This window comes from Providencia sp. (genome assembly GCF_040396775.1).
Classification (GTDB): Bacteria; Pseudomonadota; Gammaproteobacteria; order Enterobacterales; family Enterobacteriaceae; genus Providencia.
Map to the genome: position 1 here is coordinate 23729 of NZ_JBEBNT010000017.1, position 17359 is coordinate 41087.

Consider the following 17359-nt stretch of genomic DNA (forward strand, 5'->3'; position numbering starts at 1 on the left):
TAAATCAAAATCTATAACAGTTCCCTTGACTAAAATAGCGGCTGTCAAAATTTATACAGGGATAGGTCAATGGAATTACTCTGCCCAGCAGGAAACTTACCTGCTTTAAAAGCCGCTGTGGATAATGGCGCTGATGCGGTGTATATCGGGCTAAAAAATGATACTAACGCACGCCACTTTGCAGGTTTAAATTTTACGCAAAAAAAACTGCATGAAGCAGAGCGTTATATTCACAGCCGCAATCGTAAATTGCATATCGCCATCAATACATTTGCTCACCCGGATGGCTACCAACGATGGCAAGACTCGGTAGATCTTGCCGCTGACCTTGGTGCCGATGCCCTGATTATCGCCGATATCGCGATGTTAGAGTACGCTGCCACTAAATACCCGCATATTGAAAGACATGTTTCCGTGCAAGCCTCTGCCACCAATACCGAGGCAATCCGCTTTTATCAGCGTAACTTTGATGTCCACCGTGTCGTACTGCCTCGCGTACTTTCGATTCATCAAGTTAAGCAATTGGCGAAAAATAGCCCTGTCCCCCTCGAGGTATTTGCCTTTGGTAGCCTGTGTATTATGGCTGAAGGGCGCTGTTATTTATCCTCTTACCTGACGGGAGAGTCCCCAAATACCGTAGGCGCCTGTTCCCCTGCCCGCTTTGTGCGTTGGCAACAAACAGCTGATGGTATGGAATCACGCCTAAATGACGTGCTTATCGACCGCTATAAAGCGGATGAAAACGCAGGTTACCCAACATTGTGTAAAGGGCGCTATTTGGTGGATGAGCAGAAATACCATGTTCTTGAAGAGCCCACCAGCCTCAATACGATTGAATTATTGCCTGAGCTAATGGCGGCGAATATTGCCTCCGTGAAAATTGAAGGCCGCCAACGTAGCCCCGCTTATGTTTCTGAAGTGGCGCGTATTTGGCGCCAAGCCATTGACCGTTATAAGGCCAACCCGGATAACTTTGTCACCGACCCTAAATGGATGAAAGCGCTTGGAAAGCTTTCAGAGGGAAGCCAAACCACATTGGGTGCTTATCATCGCAAATGGCAATAATTAAAAGGTAAAACTATCATGCAGTACTCTTTAGGATCAGTGCTTTATTACTGGCCAAAACAGACGTTAAACGACTTTTATCAACTCGCGATGCAAAGTGAAGCCGATATTATCTATCTTGGGGAAACGGTATGCAGCAAGCGCCGTGAAATGAAGCCCAATGATTGGATAGAGCTTGCCCAGCAATTAGCCAAAAGTGGCAAGCAAATCGTCTTGAGCTCCCTTGCACTGTTGCAAGCGCCTTCAGAGCTAAAAGAAATCACAAAATTGGTGGATAACGGCGAGTTTCTACTTGAAGCACACGATTTTGGCGTCATCAACATGTTGGTGGATAAAAAACTGCCATTTGTGGCTGGACACGGCCTAAATTGCTACAACGCCCAAGCGCTGAATATTTTACTGCGCCAAGGCATGACACGTTGGTGCATGCCTGTTGAGCTCTCCCGTGATTGGTTGGTTAACTTACTCAATCAATGTGAAGAAATCGGGATTCGCCATAAATTCGAAGTGGAAGTCATGAGTTACGGTCATCTTCCCCTTGCCTATTCTGCGCGCTGCTTTACTGCACGTTCAGAAAATAAGCAAAAAGATGATTGCGAAACCTGCTGCATTAATTACCCTCAAGGACGCAAGGTGCTTTCCCAAGAGCAACAACAAGTGTTTACCTTAAATGGTATCCAAACGCTCAGTGGTGACTGCTATAACCTCGGGAATGAGTTGGCATCGATGAAAGGTTTAGTGGATATTGTGCGCATTTCCCCTGAAAGCGTTGAGTCCTTAGATGTGCTTGCTCAGTTTAAAGCTAATGAAGATGGCATGATGCCATTGCGTATTGAAAACCAAAGCTGTAACGGCTATTGGCGGCAGATAGCGGGCTTGTCGATGGTGTCTTAAAAAATTAATAAGGTAATGAATCCAAACATAGATTCATTACCTTAACCAAAGAGCTCACTGTGAGAACCAATATCAACAAATGTAATTAAATTACCCTTATCTGATAGTCGATAGATCAATAGAAAATCACCACCTATATGAAGTTCTCTCGCCCCCTGCCATTCACTGCCTTCAAGTTCATGATCTAAGTATTCTTTAGGAATCGCTTTTTGAGAAAAAAGAATCTCCATGATAATAACCGCACTATTCATATCCCTACGGCCAGCTTTATTATAACGTTCCCAAGACTTTTTAAACGTTGGTGTGTAAGCAACCCGCCTTGGTTGCTTTGCTCTCTTATTATTTAACTTTTGAGTCAACTTTACTTAACTCCGACATCATTTCGTCAACAGAAGCATATTGCTGTTCAATAACGTTAGCTTCTTCTAATGCTAGCCCTGTTTTTCTCGAGGGTTGTTTACGCTTAATTTCGAAAGGAACTTTTTGTTCCTGCACTACTTGCTCTAAAAATAAACGTATTGCAGCACTGATAGTTAAACCACAATCTTGTAATACACTCGTTGCTTCTGTTTTTAATTGTTCATCGATACGGCTACGAACATCTGCCGTTTTTAATAAAGTAGACATGTTATCTCTCCTAACATCAAAATGTAGCTACATTGTGACTACATTCTTAATGAGTATAGCATTAGACGATAACTTAGTCATTACTTGGTTAAGTTATCGTCGATTATATAATAGGAAAGGAGTTTAAAAACCTAGCGGTGGTGCCGACGCCAACGGTTAAACATATGAGTTAAATGGCGCAACTCTCCATCGCGCAACATGCCAATAAAAACCCCAATGACGGTATAAATCACGCCTAGCGTCAACATCATCACGATATCCATTAATACATCGCTAAATGGTAGACCCATTTGGTTAAGACCCGCCATGGCATTCGTTGCCCACGTAGAAGGCAGCGCAGAAGCAATCATTCGCACCCAATCTGGCATCGCTTGTAACGGCCAAATCGTACCCGACATATAAAACACCGGCGTGGTAATAAACGCTAACGTTAAATAAATCATTTCCACGCTGCGTAAGCATTCCGTGACCAATTTGCCAAGGCCAAGTACGGCTAACAGGAATGGGAAAGTGAACAGCCAAATCACATACAGTGGCGCTTCTTGTCGGTACCCCAAGACCCACGGCCAAAGGGCAAAAAATACCGTCGATAAAAACAGCCAGATCGGGATCAACGCCGATAATGCACCTAAATAAACAGCTAACGGTGGTTTTCCTTTAGGCGTAGAGCGGACAGCGATACTCACCCGTACACAAGCAATTAACAGGGAGTGCTGTAATAACATGACCAACAAGCCTGGGAAAACAATTGCCGCAAAGCTAACACCAGGGTTATATAAGGGCTCTGTCTCACTACGCACAGGGGTGATAATCACCTTCGCTTGCTCTTGGCTATAACCCGCTTTGGTTAATAACTGCGTGTTATACGCATTGAGCAATGTTTGGTATGCCTTAGAAAGTTCCTGTTGAATTTGCCCACTCGCCAAGCGGTTTGTCGCATCCCCGTACACAGGTACGGTAATGTTTTTACCGCTTAATAAATGCTGTTGAAAATCCGTTGGAATGATAATTATCGCAAAGAGTTTTCGTGCAATCATATCTTGGCGAGCTTGCGCAAGGTTATCATAACCGTGCAACTGCACTTTAGGTGTTGCGTCTAAATCACGGATCAGTTCGCGGCTCGCCGTGCTGTGGTCCATATCAATCACTGCAACAGGTAAGTCCCATAACACAGGCCTCGCATACACCAAACTCATCACACACAGCGATACCAGCAGCAACAACCACATGGGTTTTTCTAACATCCCAAGTAACACTTTACGGAAGGTCGCAAAATACACAGTCATCACGCGGCGCCTCCTTGAGTTTCCAATCGTTTCACTAAGCGCTTACGCACTAAAAAAGCGGTAACAACAGGATAAATCAGTAAAAATAAACAGACCTCGACTATCCGCCCAAACGATATTTCCCGTAAGAAGATATCAAACATCGCATTAAGCGTATGGGTTAGTGGCTCGATATTCGAAATAATCTGCGCAGGCAAAATCATCGCTAATTCAGGCACCGCCATCCCAGAGAATGCTAATGCGATACTGACAAGCATCCCGATTAAGCTGTAGGCCATGATGGCGCTCGAGGTAAAACTAAAGAGCAATAGCCCAACACTTTGCGCCGCTATCACATAAAAGAAACCAACCACAATCATATACAGCGGGTTCCCTATCACTTTGGCATCAAAAATCGTGACTAACGCGGCTAGTTCAATGGCTAATAACGTACTGAAAAATAACGTATAAGGTGCCATTTTGCCTAACAAAGCGGTAGCAAAAGGCTTAACGCTCTGTAAAGTCGTACCGCGCGACATGGTGTAGATTGTCGCCGTGACCACAAACAACTGAAGCATATGAATTGTGGCAGCAAACTGTTGATAATAAATATAACTTCCGCTTGGGTTGAACAAGCTATCATAGGAAAGTGTCACTTGCGCTAACGGCGGCAAGGCTTTTCCCATCGACTTTGCCATTTCTTGGCGGTATTTCGCATTTAGCTCTGCCACCAGCCCACTAAAATCTTGAATAGCATAGCTACCGGATGCGTAAAATAACGCATTGTAATACATCCGTAATTCAGGCTGACGGCCACGTAGCACATCCTCTTCAAAATTATGAGGAATGTACAATAATGCGTAGTCTTTTGAACTTCCTAACCTTTTCAGTGAGGTACTGAGGTTATCGTCCACCGTTTTTACGTCAGCATGAGGTCCCGCATTCAGGTCACGAATAATTTGCCGAGACACTGGGCTGTGATTATCATCCACCACCGAAACGGGCAGATCCATCAAGGTTCCCTCAGAAAAGTTAGCGCTAACTAACGTAAACAACATCAACGGGAACAACCAGCTCAACCAGTGAAAAACAGGGCTACGGATAGCCATTTGGGTTTCGCGGCTAAAGGCATGTTCAAAGCCGTGCCAAGCGAACTTTAATTTCATGGCAACACCTTTACTTATCCCAGTGCCATAACACACTCATACCAGGTCTTAACCCATCGATTGGCTCAACAGGATACAAACGAATTTCAAAGGTTTTTAAGTCAAAATCCCCTGTTGCACGTGTCGCTCGCTTCGTTGCATAGTCACCTTTTGGCGCGATATAGCGAATTTCTGCTTCAACCATTTTGTTCCCTAAAGCAGGAATATCGAGCTGAACTTTATCGCCTTTTTTCACCCCGACTAAAATATCTTCGCGCAGGTTATAAATAAAATACGCTTGCGGCAGGCGGATCAGTGATACCAGCGGGCTACCCGCGTTGAATAACTCACCAATTTCTGCAGGAATTGGACCAACTTCACCATCGACAGGGGCTTTGACCTGTAAATCATCAATTTGCACTTGGATCTCAGCCAATTTTTGCTCTGCTTGCTGTAAAGCCGCCTCATATTGATGACGCTGCTCAATACGATCCCCGTGTTGTCCTTCATCTAACCGAGCTTTTGCCCCTTGTACTTGTGAGGAAGCCACCTCTTTGGCTTTACGTGCATTATCCAGCTCATTCGCTGAAACATAGCCTTTGCTTTTTAAATTGCTTAAACGCGCATATTCACGGGATGCATTTTGGTATTGTGAATTAGCTTGAGCTAATGATGCTTGTAAGTCACGAATGGTTTCTGCACGTGTACCATTTAGGGATTGGTCGAGTTGAGCTTTGGCTTGGTCTCTTGCTGCTTTAGAGGCTTCGTACTGCGCTTGCAGTTCCGGACTTTCAAGGGTTAGCAATAATTGCCCCTGTTTAACATCATCCCCACGCTCCACATGCCGCTCCATCACACGGCCTTTGGCTTTTGAAGTGACAATAACTTCAGGCGCATCCACTTCTCCCTGCAACAATAAATATTGATTATGGGAATGAAACAACGCCGCTGCTGCAATTAAGATAAGCATCAGCAAAATCAGTACTATTGTTCTTTTTTTCATTATTTATGCGAACCTTAAATAATAACGGGGGAAACTATTATCCCTAGAGTATGACAAGAAAATTAGGTGTAGCGTTAATAAATTCGTGCGCAAGATCACGAAAAGGCAGGTCTTTGTCTAATATTGAATCGATTTTTTTCTTATGTCAAATAATGATGAATTGCCCTAATTCAAATGTCGATTACTTAACCGATGACTTACGGTATAATTACGAAGCAAATAAATACTAAAAATAGATAGCCAAAGTGAAGAATTTTCCACCTCCCGCAATGCAAAATTTAACGAGCCATGCTCTAAATAGTTCGCATTGTGGGTAGGCGACTAGAGAGGGCATCTTGGGGAGCATACATAAGTATGTGACCCAAGTAACCGAACGCAGTCAACACCCCCACAATGTGCAATACGACGAGCCATGCTCTATATCATAACGAGCCATGCTCTAAATAGTTCGCATTGTGGGTAGGCGACTAGAGAGAGTATCTTGGGGAGCATACATAAGTATGTGACCCAAGTAACCGAACGCAGTCAACACCCCCACAATGTGCAATACGACGAGCCATGCTCTATATCATAACGAGCCATGCTCTAAATAGTTCGCATTGTGGGTAGGCGACTAGAGAGAGTATCTTGGGGAGCATACATAAGTATGTGACCCAAGTAACCGAACGCAGTCAACACCCCCACAATGTGAAATATGACGAGCATATGACGAGCATGTACGAATTCGACCTAATACTACTCCTACTCCAACAAATGTGCGTCTACCTGGTTATCGCTTGGGCACTCAGCCGCACCCCGCTCGTCATTCCATTATTGAAGGTCACTATCCGCTTACCCCATAAGGTGATGTGTTACCTAATTTTTTCTGTGTTTTGTATTATCGGGACATATTTTGGTCTGCATATCAATGACTCTATTGCCAATACTCGTGCTATTGGCGCGGTATTAGGTGGCTTACTGGGTGGCCCTGCTGTGGGAGTAGCCGTGGGTTTTACTGGGGGTCTTCACCGTTATTCATTAGGGGGAATGAGCGCATTTGCGTGTATGGTTTCAACCATTGTGGAAGGGCTGATTGGTGGGTTGGTTCATCGTTACTATATGAAACGCGGTGAAATTAATAAAATTTTTAACCCTATTACCGCCAGTTGTGCAACTTTTGTGGCTGAAGTCCTTCAGATGCTCATTATTCTATTATTGGCTCGCCCCTTCGATGAGGCGGTTGAGCTAGTAAGAAGCATTGTCGCGCCAATGTTAGTCGCGAATACTATTGGTGCTGCGATGTTTATTCGTATTCTGCTCGACCGACGTGCGATTGTGGAAAAATACACCACTGCATTTTCTGCGCAAGCCCTTAAAATCGCCTTAACTACTGAAGGTATTTTACGCAAAGGCTTTAATGCGGATAACAGTATGAAAGTCGCCAAAATTATTTACCAAGAACTCGAAATTGGTGCCGTTGCGATTACAGATCGGGAAAAAATACTCGCTTTTATTGGTATCGGGGCAGACCATCACCGACCTGGTACGCAAATCTCATCAACTCAATCTAGACAAGCCATTGATAACAACGAGGTTGTCTATGCCGATGGCAATGAAACACCGTATAAATGTTCTCTTTGTTCAACCTGTAAACTCGGCTCTGCCCTCGTCATTCCCTTACGGGGCGAAAATGACCGCGTGATTGGCACCATCAAGCTCTACGAGGCCAAAAATAGTCTATTCAGTTCAATAAACCGTACGTTGGGTGAAGGTATCGCCAGCTTATTTTCTGCGCAAATCTTAGCTGGACAATACGAGCGCAATAAACAGTCACTGCTGCAATCGGAAGTGAAACTACTCCATGCCCAAGTCAATCCTCACTTTTTATTTAATGTACTCAATACATTGCAAGCGGTGATCCGCAAAGACAGCCAACAAGCAGGGCAATTGGTTCAATACATTTCGACCTTTTTCCGTAATAACCTCAAGCGCCCAGAGCAAAGTGCCACCTTGGGCGAGGAAATCGAGCATATCAATGCCTATTTGCAGATAGAAAAAGCGCGTTTTCAAGATAGCTTACAAATCCATATTGAAATTCCTGAAGAAGCCAAACACGTCGAGCTGCCCGCATTTACCTTGCAACCCCTTGTTGAGAATGCAATTAAACATGGCACCTCACAGTTATTAGAGACGGGATATATTACAATACGCAGCTATATCGGTAGTAAACATGTATATATCGAGATAGAAGATAACGCCGGCTTATATAAACCAGCCAAACAAAGTGACGGCCTTGGAATGGGCTTGGTCGATAAACGCTTGCGCTTAAAATATGGCGAACAATATGGCATTAGCGTAGAACATGAGCCAGAAAAATTTACTCGAATGAAAATCCGCCTGCCGTATTTGGCGGCACCCTAATAATGATAATGTAACCCTATGAATGTATTAATTGTTGATGATGAACCTCTTGCGCGGGAAAACGTCCGTTGCTTACTCGAAGAACATGATGATATTGAAATTATTGGTGAATGTGCGAACGCAATTGAGGCAATAGGCATCATTCATAAAAAAAAGCCTGATGTGGTCTTTCTTGATATCCAAATGCCACGTCTTACGGGCTTAGAAATGGTACGCATGCTAGATCCTGAAGACCGCCCTTATATTGTGTTTCTAACCGCCTTCAATGAATTCGCCATCCAAGCGTTTGAAGAACATGCGTTTGATTACCTGTTAAAACCCCTTGAACCTGAACGGCTCGAAAAAACCTTAAGCCGCTTACGTCAAGGTAAGCAAAAGCAGAACCTTGAACTCCTGGGTAACAATGAACCACTGAAATTTATCCCGTGTACTGGCCATAGCCGTATTTACTTGATGAAGCTTGATGAAGTTTTGTATGTCACATCGCGTATGAGCGGTGTCTATGTGATGAGTACACAAGGGCAAGAAGGTTTTACTGAACTGACACTGCGCACATTAGAGCTGCGTACCCCGCTGGTGCGCTGCCACCGACAATATTTGGTGAATATGACCCAACTGAATGAAATTTTGTTCGGTGATAGCGGCCAAGCCGAGTTGGTGCTCAGCTCTGGTGAGCATATTCCCGTTAGCCGCCGCTACCTAAAGCCGCTAAAAGAGGCACTGGGGTTGGTTTAAATTTATCAAACGACTGCAATTCATTAGCGAGGTGTATAAATTAATGATAAATTTGTATCCAAAACTCATTTTCTCTATAATGACATCATGGGTTCTGTAAATAAGCGCTAAACTCTTAATGTTTATTTCCAAATACCCACAATAAATACAGGAGTAAAACATGTCTAATACTATGTCTCAAAAATCAGCTCGTGAAGGGCTTGGTAACCCAGAACTCTTTCGTGGGGGTGTTTTTGTTACAAAAAATGGGCAATCCGAACTGTTCATCCAAACCAGTGCTGAACGTGAAATCGAGCTGCAAGAAAGAGAAAGAGAGCGTCAATCAAACGCGCTGTTGAAATTAGTCATGGCTGCAAAAGATGATGTTAAGTATCAAAGGACACTAACACCAGAAGAAGCACTTGAAAAGCTACGAGCAGCAAGAAAGTAATGAAAGGAATCTTTAATGGATCACCGTTATACCATCACCCTTGCAGAAACTGCATTATGGTCACTCCAGGACATAGAATCATTTAAAATCCATTACATGAACAGTGAACAAGCTGCAGAGTTCATTGATAATCTACTTTTATCATCCCTAAAAGCAATATCAGAAGATCCTGAGCGCTATCGTCCAAATCAAATGTTAGCAGATAAAGGTGTACTCATTCGAGAGCGTATTGATATAGATAGCCAATATCGATGCTTGTACGAATTGGATGAGCAAACAAACAACGTCATTATTTTACTTTTTATGAGCACACAACAGGATTTAGAAAAAACGCTATACCGTTATTACGTACTTAAATAAAAAAACCCGCACTTCAGTGAAATGCGGGTTTTGTGTTTTAGTGGGGAATTAATCCCTATAAAACCAAGTAATTACGCGTTATGGCTGCTGCTACGACGACGTGGAGCCGCTGTATTGCCTTCTTGACGTGGAGCAGAGTTACCGCGGTCACGGTTTCCGCCGCCACGGCGTTCACCACCACCACGACGCTCGCCACCGCGCTCATTACGACGACCAGCACCGAAACCGCCTTCGCTACCGCCTTCACGACGTGGGCCACCACGACGCTCACCGCCACCACGGCGTTCGAATGGCTGTGCATCACCGACCAGTTGCATTTGCGTTGGTTTATTCAAAATGCGTGCGCGACTTAAGTGCGTTAACACGTCAGTTGGCATACCTTTTGGTAATTCAATTGTTGAGTGAGTTCCGTACAATTTGATATTACCGATATAGCGGCTGCTGATATCAGCTTCGTTAGCAATCGCACCAACAATGTGACGAACTTCCACACCATCATCGCGGCCAACTTCGATACGGTACATTTCCATATCGCCAACATCACGACGCTCACGACGGCCACCACGCTCACCACGTTCTGCACGGTCGAAACCGTTGCCGTTACTATTGCGATCACGGCGGTCACCATCACGACGACGGTCATCACGGTCGTTGAATTCACGACGTGGACGACGCGGTGCATCTGGTGGCAGGATCAGCGCGCGCTCACCTTGTGCCATTTTTAACAATGCCGCTGCTAAGGTTTCCATGTCGACATCTTCAGATGGGGACATTTTCGCTAACAGTGAACGGTATTGATCTAAATCGCTGCTTTCTAATTGCTGTTGAATTTTCTCAGCAAATTTCGCCTGACGACGTTGGCTCAGCAGATCTGCATCTGGCAGCTCAACTTCAGGAATAGTCAGCTTCATAGTGCGCTCAACGTTACGCAGCAGGCGACGTTCACGGTTCTCAACGAACAGTAATGCACGACCTGCACGGCCTGCACGGCCAGTACGACCGATACGGTGAACGTAAGACTCTGCATCCATTGGGATGTCATAGTTAACGACTAAGCTGATACGCTCAACGTCCAAACCACGCGCTGCAACGTCAGTCGCGATCAAGATATCCAAACGGCCATCTTTTAAGCGCTCTAAAGTTTGCTCACGCAGTGCTTGGTTCATGTCACCGTTCAGTGCCGCACTGTTGTAACCATTGCGTTCTAACGCTTCAGCCACTTCTAATGTTGCATTTTTGGTACGCACAAAAATAATTGCTGCGTCAAAGTCTTCTGCTTCTAAGAAACGAACTAACGCTTCATTTTTACGCATGCCAGACACAGTCCAATAGCTTTGAGCAATATCTGGACGAGTTGTAATGCTAGCCTGAATACGAATTTCTTTCGGATCTTTCATAAAACGACGTGTAATACGACGAATTGGTTCAGGCATTGTTGCAGAGAACAGCGCAGTTTGGTGTTCTGCCGGAATTTGGCTCATGATGTTTTCAACATCTTCAATGAAGCCCATACGCAGCATTTCATCAGCTTCGTCTAAGACTAAGCCTTTTAATTTAGATAAATCTAACGTGCCACGTTTCAGGTGGTCAAGCAGACGACCCGGTGTACCCACAACAATTTGTGGACCTTGGCGTAATGCACGTAATTGCACGTCATAACGTTGACCACCATACAGGGCAACAACGTTTACGCGGTTCATATGTTTAGAGAAATCGCTCATTGCTTCCGCAACTTGCACAGCTAACTCACGCGTTGGTGCAAGCACTAAAATTTGCGGTGCTTTTAAATCTGCATCAATGTTTTGCAGTAATGGCAAACTAAACGCAGCAGTTTTACCGCTACCCGTTTGTGCCATACCTAATACATCGTTGCCATCCATTAACAATGGAATACATTGTTGCTGGATTGGAGAAGGTTTTTCGTATCCCAGGTCGTTCAGTGCAGTCAAAATAGGTGCTGATAAACCTAACTCAGCAAAAGAAATATCGGTCTCAGTAGTCATGTAAAGGTGCCTCATACTTAGTGGCAGCCAGTTTACATAACCATCGGAAAATCATTTCGGTCATTTTCATTTAAAATGTGAACTGGCTCAAATTGTGTTTATTAAACGAACAAATAGGCCGTCACCCCGAGGGATGATGACTTAAAATTTTTTCAATGAAATGTTCGTCAGCTATTGCTGGCCCGATTCTAAAAGGTCGTCTTGTTCTTGGCCTAACAGCGCCAATTCCAACAATGCATAGCGGTGTTCAACAAAGCTGTGAGCGTTGTTAGCTACCGTCAGTTTGAATAACGCAACTGCGCTATCCTTATCCCCCAGACTTAGGTAATGTTTACCTAAATAGAAGTTAGTTTCACTGAGATGCTCAGCGAGCGAAGTGTTATCCGTAGATGTTTCTTTCAATCGCGCCATCAATGTATCTTCATTGATATTGCCAAGATAGAATTCTACGATATTCCAGCCCCATTGCCCTTTCTCCGCTTGGTTGTAGCGGGCGGCAAGATTATCTTGCGCCATACGCGGGTCTATGTCTTTCTCGACGAGATAAAGCCACAGAGTACGAAAAGGATCATTTGGATCTATCTGATAATACGCCAGCAGATCATCCTGCGCTAGTTTGTACCGTTCACCGTAATATAATGCGATGCCACGATTCATCCGCGCGAAATTGTAAGTTGGATCAAGCTCTAAAACAGAATCAAACGCTTCATAGGCAGCATCATAATTGCCTGCCTGCGTAAAATATATCCCTAAAAAATTAAAAACTTCAGGAATATCAGGACGTATGGCTAACGCAGTCGAAAAATCGTTACGTGCCAGCGCCCTTAAACCGAGACTATCATACAACACACCGCGCTCATATAAAAGCTGTGCGTACTCATCATCGGTTAAAGATCGGCTCGCAAGGATTTGTTCCATACGAGCCAATATCACTTCTTGTTGTAATGAAGGTTGAAGTGGAACGGCAAACACCTCGTTCTTTCGCCAATCTTTGCTACTACATCCGATAATAACAAAAAAGATAAGCGCCAAGAGCACACGCGGGAGCGTGCGATAATCTCTCACCCGAAGACAGATACTGTTCAGCATACTCCGTCCTTACATTACCACGCTTTACAAATTATGGTTTCAGCCAATTGGCCGATAGCGCCCTACAATGTAGAGCGCTGTTTTTTGGGTCAGCTTACTCTGCTGAGTCCTGTGGCTGCGCACCCTGTTCTTCAGTTGGTGCAACCGCTTCTTTCATGCTCAGGCGAATACGGCCTTGACGGTCGATTTCTAATACCTTAACAGGAACTTCTTGACCCATTTGCAGGTAGTCAGTCACTTTCTCAACACGTTTATCCGCGATTTGAGAAATGTGTACCAGACCTTCTTTACCACCACCGATTGCAACAAATGCACCGAAATCAACGATACGCGTTACTTTACCTGGGTAAATGCGGCCAACTTCAACTTCAGCAGTGATGTCTTCAATACGACGAATCGCTTCTTTCGCTTTCAGGCCATCAGTTGCTGCAATCTTCACAGTACCATCATCTTCGATTTCGATCGTTGTGCCAGTTTCTTCCGTTAACGCACGGATCACTGAACCACCTTTACCGATGACATCTTTGATTTTGTCTGCATTAATTTTGATTGTATAAATGCGTGGTGCAAATTCAGAGATTTCTTCACGTGGACCATTAATCGCTTGTTCCATTGTACCAAGAATGTGCAGACGCGCACCTTTTGCTTGGTTCAGAGCAACTTGCATAATTTTACGTGTGATACCTTCGATTTTGATATCCATTTGCAGTGCACTGATACCTTCACGGCTACCAGCAACTTTAAAGTCCATATCACCTAAGTGGTCTTCGTCACCTAAGATGTCAGACAGAACAACGAAATCATTACCTTCTTTCACCAGACCCATTGCAATACCAGCAACAGCGGCTTTAATTGGCACACCTGCATCCATCAGTGCTAATGACGCACCACAAACAGACGCCATTGATGATGAACCATTAGATTCAGTGATTTCAGATACAACACGGATAGTGTATGGGAAATCAGCGTGATCTGGCATGACTGCTAACACACCACGTTTCGCTAAACGGCCATGACCGATTTCACGACGTTTAGGTGAACCTACCATGCCTGTTTCACCAACAGAGTATGGAGGGAAGTTGTAGTGGAACAGGAAGCGGTCAGTGTATTCGCCCATTAATTGGTCGATAACCTGTGCATCACGCTCTGTACCCAGAGTTGCGGTAACCAATGCTTGAGTTTCGCCACGCGTAAACAGTGCAGAACCGTGGGTACGTGGTAAAACACCCGTACGAACGTCCAGTGCACGCACCATGTCTTTCTCACGGCCATCGATACGCGGCTCACCACGGATAACACGGGTACGGACCACTTGTTTTTCTAAGTTCGCTAAAATATCTGACACTTCAGATACATCGACGTTTTCGTCTTCAGCAACTAAAGCCGCAGTAACTTCGTCTTTGATTAAATTAACTTGTGCGTAGCGCTCTTGTTTCTCAGTGATACGGTAAGCATCACCCATGCGGCTTTCTGCTAATGCAGCAACGCGGTCATGCAGGGCTTGGTTAACTGGCTCTGGCTGCCAATCCCATTTCTCTTTGCCTGCTTCTTTAACTAATTCATTAATGTTCTGAATAACAACTTGTTGTTGGTCGTGGCCAAATACCACCGCACCTAACATTTGTTCTTCACTTAACAGTTCAGCTTCAGACTCAACCATTAATACTGCGTTATCAGTACCCGCAACCACTAAATCTAAGCGGCTTTTTTTCAGTTCATCTGCTGTTGGGTTCAGAACATATTGGTCATCGATAAAACCAACACGCGCAGCACCGATTGGGCCATTGAATGGAACGCCAGACAGTGCTAGTACCGCAGATGCACCGATCATCGCAACGATATCTGGGTTAACTTGTGGGTTAACAGACACAACGGTTGCAATGATTTGGATTTCGTTCAAGAAACCTTCTGGGAACAGAGGACGCAGTGGGCGGTCAATCAAACGAGCGATTAACGTTTCACCTTCACCAGGACGACCTTCACGACGGAAGAAGCTACCTGGGATACGGCCTGCAGCGTAAGTACGCTCTTGATAGTTAACCGTTAAAGGGAAGAAATCTTGGCCTTCTTTAACTTTTTTCTGTGCCACAGCAGTCACAAATACTGCGGTGTCATCCATGTTAACCATAACTGCGGCTGATGCTTGACGAGCAATCATGCCTGTTTCAATCGAGACGGTATGTTGACCGTACTGGAATTTACGAACAATAGGATTTAACACAATAATACCCTTTTTGTAAGGCCACCTGAGCATCTCGGGTAGCATTGGCTTATTCTTCCTACAGCCTCGCGACTAATGAGAAGATTGATATTCCAGTCATCAACGTTCTCATTAGCCGCGCGAATCGGATGTAGCGAAGAGGCATACTAAAACAGTTAATTACGACTTATAGCTTAACATTTAAGTTAAGTACAATTCGAGTATTACTTCAACTTTCAAAATAACTTTTAGCAGAAAAGGGGCCAGAGCCCCTTTTCACTGAAACTGACTATACTCGTCATACTTCAAGTTGCAGCGTTGTTGACTACACTCACTTGTCGCCTCGCTGCACCTCGAATTATTTAGAGCAAAGACTAGCGACGCAGGCCTAAACGCTCGATCAGAGCTGTGTAGCGTGCGATATCTTTACCTTTCAAGTAAGCTTGTAAGCGACGGCGTTGTGCAACCATACGCAACAGACCACGACGGCTGTGGTGATCTTTTTTGTGCTCTGAAAAGTGGCCTTGCAGATGGTTGATTTGAGCAGTCAGCAGAGCGATTTGAACTTCGCTTGAACCAGTGTCATTTTCACCGCGACCGAACTCAGCAACAATCTTAGCTTTCGCTTCATTACTTAGAGACATAATAAACTCCAAAAAAATTAATGTAAGTGGTGAGAGCCAATCTCTAATTTAGCATCTCAAGATTAAGCGCCGCTATTCTACGCTGCTTAACGCAGCAAAGCAATAAGGGCCACTATGCGGATTGTTCATTTTCCACGACCAAACGCTTCGGTGCAAGGCGGCCATCTTCACTGATAAGAGCAATACCAATAAACCGCTGCTCTTCACCACAGGTGACACGAACCATACAACCTTGATCAAGGTCTTGAACAGCCGCTCGCACAGGTTGGCCCTGTTTGAAATAAGCCGCTGTTTCCTCTGTGATATTCACAGCTGGAAAATGAACAACTGCGGTATCCATCGGTAACAATAAGGCATCCAGCAAGGATTCAAATGACCCTTCTTCTGCATCCACTTTTGCTCTCAATGCCGCCAATTGTTCTAATGTCACCATGCACTCGTAAGGGTAGTTAGCCACTTGTAACCGACGCAAATAAGTAACATGCGCGCCACAACCTAACATCTCGCCTAGATCATCAATAATAGTGCGAATGTAGGTCCCTTTCGAACAATGAATTTCCAGCTCTAACTCGTTATTTTCTAAACGAATAAACAGTAATTCATAGACGGTGATTGGGCGCGCTTCACGTTCGACAGTAATGCCTTTACGTGCATATTCATATAATGGACGGCCTTGATGTTTCAGCGCTGAATACATTGAAGGAACTTGTAATGTATCACCACGGAAAAATTCTAAGGCATCATCCAGTTGCTGCTGTGTAAACTCTACGTTACGCTCACTGATAATTTCGCCATGTGAATCCGACGTGTCAGTGCGTTGCCCAAGACGAGCAATCACGCGATAACGCTTATCTGAATCGAGTAAAAATTGGGAAAATTTCGTTGCTTCGCCAAGGCAAACAGGCAACATACCTGTCGCGAGCGGGTCTAGTGCCCCCGTGTGCCCAGCCTTGTTAGCATTAAAAAAGCGCCGCACTTTTTGCAGCGCATCATTTGAAGAAATATCCGTGGGTTTATCCAGCAGCACTACGCCGTCAATATTACGGCCGCTACGACGACGCCCCATTATTTTTCCTCTTTGTCACTAACATCCGCACGACGTTTTTCATCATCACGGATCACGTTTGATACTAAATTAGACATCCGCATACCGTCGACAAGGGAATTGTCATATTCAAACGTTAACTCAGGAATAATACGTAAACGCATTGCTTTCCCAATTAATGAGCGAATAAAACCGGCAGCTTCATTTAAGGCTTTAATGCCATCAGCGACCATTTCTTCTTCGCTTTTATCATTGGCGATATTGAAGAAGGTCACAAAGACTTTACCGTATGCAAGGTCGCGAGATAACTCAACGCCTGAAACGGTCGCCATACCAATACGTGGGTCTTTAATCTCACGTTGTAAGATGATCGCAATTTCTTTTTGCATCTCTTGCCCAACGCGCTGAGAACGACTAAATTCTTTTGCCATCGTTATGTCTCCTGACAATAAAG

Annotated in this window: 18 protein-coding genes; 6 read left to right on the forward strand and 12 right to left on the reverse strand. The window is 44.5% G+C overall.

The genetic code is table 11. The features are described from left to right. Nucleotides 1–69: 69 nt before the first annotated feature. On the forward strand, nucleotides 70–1065 hold the full coding sequence (gene ubiU, locus ABWP91_RS15770) for a ubiquinone anaerobic biosynthesis protein UbiU (protein WP_353244054.1): 996 nt from the start codon (nucleotides 70–72) through the stop codon (nucleotides 1063–1065). Nucleotides 1066–1083: 18 nt separating this feature from the next. Then, complete coding sequence (locus ABWP91_RS15775; protein ID WP_353244055.1) at nucleotides 1084–1959, forward strand: U32 family peptidase; 876 nt, start codon at nucleotides 1084–1086, stop codon at nucleotides 1957–1959. Between the two features lie 41 nt (nucleotides 1960–2000). Here the strand turns inward: ABWP91_RS15775 and ABWP91_RS15780 are convergent, their stop codons facing one another. From ABWP91_RS15780 to ABWP91_RS15800, 5 genes are all read right to left on the reverse strand, one after another. Next, complete coding sequence (locus tag ABWP91_RS15780; protein ID WP_353244056.1) at nucleotides 2001–2318, reverse strand: type II toxin-antitoxin system YafQ family toxin; 318 nt, start codon at nucleotides 2316–2318, stop codon at nucleotides 2001–2003. Continuing rightward, on the reverse strand, nucleotides 2299–2586 hold the full coding sequence (locus ABWP91_RS15785) for a type II toxin-antitoxin system RelB/DinJ family antitoxin (protein WP_353244057.1): 288 nt from the start codon (nucleotides 2584–2586) through the stop codon (nucleotides 2299–2301). The genes ABWP91_RS15780 and ABWP91_RS15785 overlap by 20 nt, the downstream gene beginning before the upstream one ends. Before the next feature lie 131 nt (nucleotides 2587–2717). Beyond that, complete coding sequence (locus ABWP91_RS15790) at nucleotides 2718–3872, reverse strand: ABC transporter permease (protein WP_353244095.1); 1155 nt, start codon at nucleotides 3870–3872, stop codon at nucleotides 2718–2720. After that, complete coding sequence (locus ABWP91_RS15795; protein WP_225820555.1) at nucleotides 3872–5017, reverse strand: ABC transporter permease; 1146 nt, start codon at nucleotides 5015–5017, stop codon at nucleotides 3872–3874. Before ABWP91_RS15795 ends, ABWP91_RS15790 begins: the two co-directional genes overlap by 1 nt. Nucleotides 5018–5027: 10 nt before the next feature. Further along, nucleotides 5028–5999 carry an HlyD family secretion protein gene (locus tag ABWP91_RS15800; RefSeq protein WP_353244058.1) on the reverse strand — a complete coding sequence of 324 codons (972 nt, stop codon included), beginning with the start codon at nucleotides 5997–5999 and terminating at the stop codon, nucleotides 5028–5030. A gap of 714 nt (nucleotides 6000–6713) precedes the next feature. Between ABWP91_RS15800 and ABWP91_RS15805 the strand changes: the two genes are divergently transcribed. The 4 genes from ABWP91_RS15805 to ABWP91_RS15820 all read left to right on the forward strand — a co-directional run bounded on the left by ABWP91_RS15805 (nucleotide 6714) and on the right by ABWP91_RS15820 (nucleotide 9924). Continuing rightward, entirely contained in the window at nucleotides 6714–8399 is a 1686-nt protein-coding gene (locus tag ABWP91_RS15805; protein ID WP_353244096.1) for a LytS/YhcK type 5TM receptor domain-containing protein, read from the forward strand. An 18-nt stretch (nucleotides 8400–8417) separates the two neighbouring features. Next, nucleotides 8418–9134 carry a two-component system response regulator BtsR gene (btsR, locus tag ABWP91_RS15810; protein ID WP_353244059.1) on the forward strand — a complete coding sequence of 239 codons (717 nt, stop codon included), beginning with the start codon at nucleotides 8418–8420 and terminating at the stop codon, nucleotides 9132–9134. Nucleotides 9135–9294: 160 nt separating this feature from the next. After that, nucleotides 9295–9564 carry a hypothetical protein gene (locus ABWP91_RS15815; protein ID WP_353244060.1) on the forward strand — a complete coding sequence of 90 codons (270 nt, stop codon included), beginning with the start codon at nucleotides 9295–9297 and terminating at the stop codon, nucleotides 9562–9564. Between the two features lie 15 nt (nucleotides 9565–9579). Next, the gene (locus ABWP91_RS15820) at nucleotides 9580–9924 is read left to right on the forward strand and encodes a type II toxin-antitoxin system RelE/ParE family toxin (RefSeq protein ID WP_353244061.1); all 345 of its coding nucleotides are present in this window, start codon (nucleotides 9580–9582) and stop codon (nucleotides 9922–9924) included. 71 nt (nucleotides 9925–9995) lie between these two features. Here the strand turns inward: ABWP91_RS15820 and ABWP91_RS15825 are convergent, their stop codons facing one another. The 7 genes from ABWP91_RS15825 to rbfA form a co-directional block, all read right to left on the reverse strand. Beyond that, entirely contained in the window at nucleotides 9996–11927 is a 1932-nt protein-coding gene (locus ABWP91_RS15825; RefSeq protein ID WP_353244062.1) for a DEAD/DEAH family ATP-dependent RNA helicase, read from the reverse strand. After that, on the reverse strand, nucleotides 11917–11997 hold the full coding sequence (locus ABWP91_RS19845; RefSeq protein ID WP_490751709.1) for a hypothetical protein: 81 nt from the start codon (nucleotides 11995–11997) through the stop codon (nucleotides 11917–11919). The genes ABWP91_RS15825 and ABWP91_RS19845 overlap by 11 nt, the downstream gene beginning before the upstream one ends. Nucleotides 11998–12098: 101 nt before the next feature. Continuing rightward, nucleotides 12099–13016, reverse strand: a complete 918-nt coding sequence (gene nlpI, locus ABWP91_RS15830) for a lipoprotein NlpI (RefSeq protein WP_353244063.1) — start codon at nucleotides 13014–13016, stop codon at nucleotides 12099–12101. Nucleotides 13017–13110: 94 nt separating this feature from the next. After that, complete coding sequence (gene pnp, locus ABWP91_RS15835; protein ID WP_353244064.1) at nucleotides 13111–15237, reverse strand: polyribonucleotide nucleotidyltransferase; 2127 nt, start codon at nucleotides 15235–15237, stop codon at nucleotides 13111–13113. A gap of 353 nt (nucleotides 15238–15590) precedes the next feature. Further along, nucleotides 15591–15860 (reverse strand): 30S ribosomal protein S15, encoded by a 270-nt coding sequence (gene rpsO, locus ABWP91_RS15840; RefSeq protein ID WP_219244874.1) that lies wholly within the window; start codon nucleotides 15858–15860, stop codon nucleotides 15591–15593. Between the two features lie 112 nt (nucleotides 15861–15972). Then, on the reverse strand, nucleotides 15973–16926 hold the full coding sequence (truB, locus tag ABWP91_RS15845) for a tRNA pseudouridine(55) synthase TruB (protein WP_353244065.1): 954 nt from the start codon (nucleotides 16924–16926) through the stop codon (nucleotides 15973–15975). After that, nucleotides 16926–17336, reverse strand: coding sequence for a 30S ribosome-binding factor RbfA (gene rbfA, locus ABWP91_RS15850; RefSeq protein WP_219244876.1), 411 nt, complete (start codon nucleotides 17334–17336; stop codon nucleotides 16926–16928). Before rbfA ends, truB begins: the two co-directional genes overlap by 1 nt. Nucleotides 17337–17359: the final 23 nt, after the last annotated feature.

What these genes read in the sequence shown, in the direction of transcription:
- ubiU (WP_353244054.1), top strand. Translation starts at nt 70, where the DNA reads ATGGAATTACTCTGCCCAGCAGGAAACTTACCTGCTTTAAAAGCCGCT.
- ABWP91_RS15775 (WP_353244055.1), top strand. Translation starts at nt 1,084, where the DNA reads ATGCAGTACTCTTTAGGATCAGTGCTTTATTACTGGCCAAAACAGACG.
- ABWP91_RS15785 (WP_353244057.1), bottom strand. Translation starts at nt 2,586, where the DNA reads ATGTCTACTTTATTAAAAACGGCAGATGTTCGTAGCCGTATCGATGAA.
- ABWP91_RS15790 (WP_353244095.1), bottom strand. Translation starts at nt 3,872, where the DNA reads ATGACTGTGTATTTTGCGACCTTCCGTAAAGTGTTACTTGGGATGTTA.
- ABWP91_RS15795 (WP_225820555.1), bottom strand. Translation starts at nt 5,017, where the DNA reads ATGAAATTAAAGTTCGCTTGGCACGGCTTTGAACATGCCTTTAGCCGC.
- ABWP91_RS15800 (WP_353244058.1), bottom strand. Translation starts at nt 5,999, where the DNA reads ATGAAAAAAAGAACAATAGTACTGATTTTGCTGATGCTTATCTTAATT.
- ABWP91_RS15805 (WP_353244096.1), top strand. Translation starts at nt 6,714, where the DNA reads ATGTACGAATTCGACCTAATACTACTCCTACTCCAACAAATGTGCGTC.
- btsR (WP_353244059.1), top strand. Translation starts at nt 8,418, where the DNA reads ATGAATGTATTAATTGTTGATGATGAACCTCTTGCGCGGGAAAACGTC.
- ABWP91_RS15815 (WP_353244060.1), top strand. Translation starts at nt 9,295, where the DNA reads ATGTCTAATACTATGTCTCAAAAATCAGCTCGTGAAGGGCTTGGTAAC.
- ABWP91_RS15820 (WP_353244061.1), top strand. Translation starts at nt 9,580, where the DNA reads ATGGATCACCGTTATACCATCACCCTTGCAGAAACTGCATTATGGTCA.
- ABWP91_RS15825 (WP_353244062.1), bottom strand. Translation starts at nt 11,927, where the DNA reads ATGACTACTGAGACCGATATTTCTTTTGCTGAGTTAGGTTTATCAGCA.
- ABWP91_RS19845 (WP_490751709.1), bottom strand. Translation starts at nt 11,997, where the DNA reads ATGAAAATGACCGAAATGATTTTCCGATGGTTATGTAAACTGGCTGCC.
- nlpI (WP_353244063.1), bottom strand. Translation starts at nt 13,016, where the DNA reads ATGCTGAACAGTATCTGTCTTCGGGTGAGAGATTATCGCACGCTCCCG.
- rpsO (WP_219244874.1), bottom strand. Translation starts at nt 15,860, where the DNA reads ATGTCTCTAAGTAATGAAGCGAAAGCTAAGATTGTTGCTGAGTTCGGT.
- truB (WP_353244065.1), bottom strand. Translation starts at nt 16,926, where the DNA reads ATGGGGCGTCGTCGTAGCGGCCGTAATATTGACGGCGTAGTGCTGCTG.
- rbfA (WP_219244876.1), bottom strand. Translation starts at nt 17,336, where the DNA reads ATGGCAAAAGAATTTAGTCGTTCTCAGCGCGTTGGGCAAGAGATGCAA.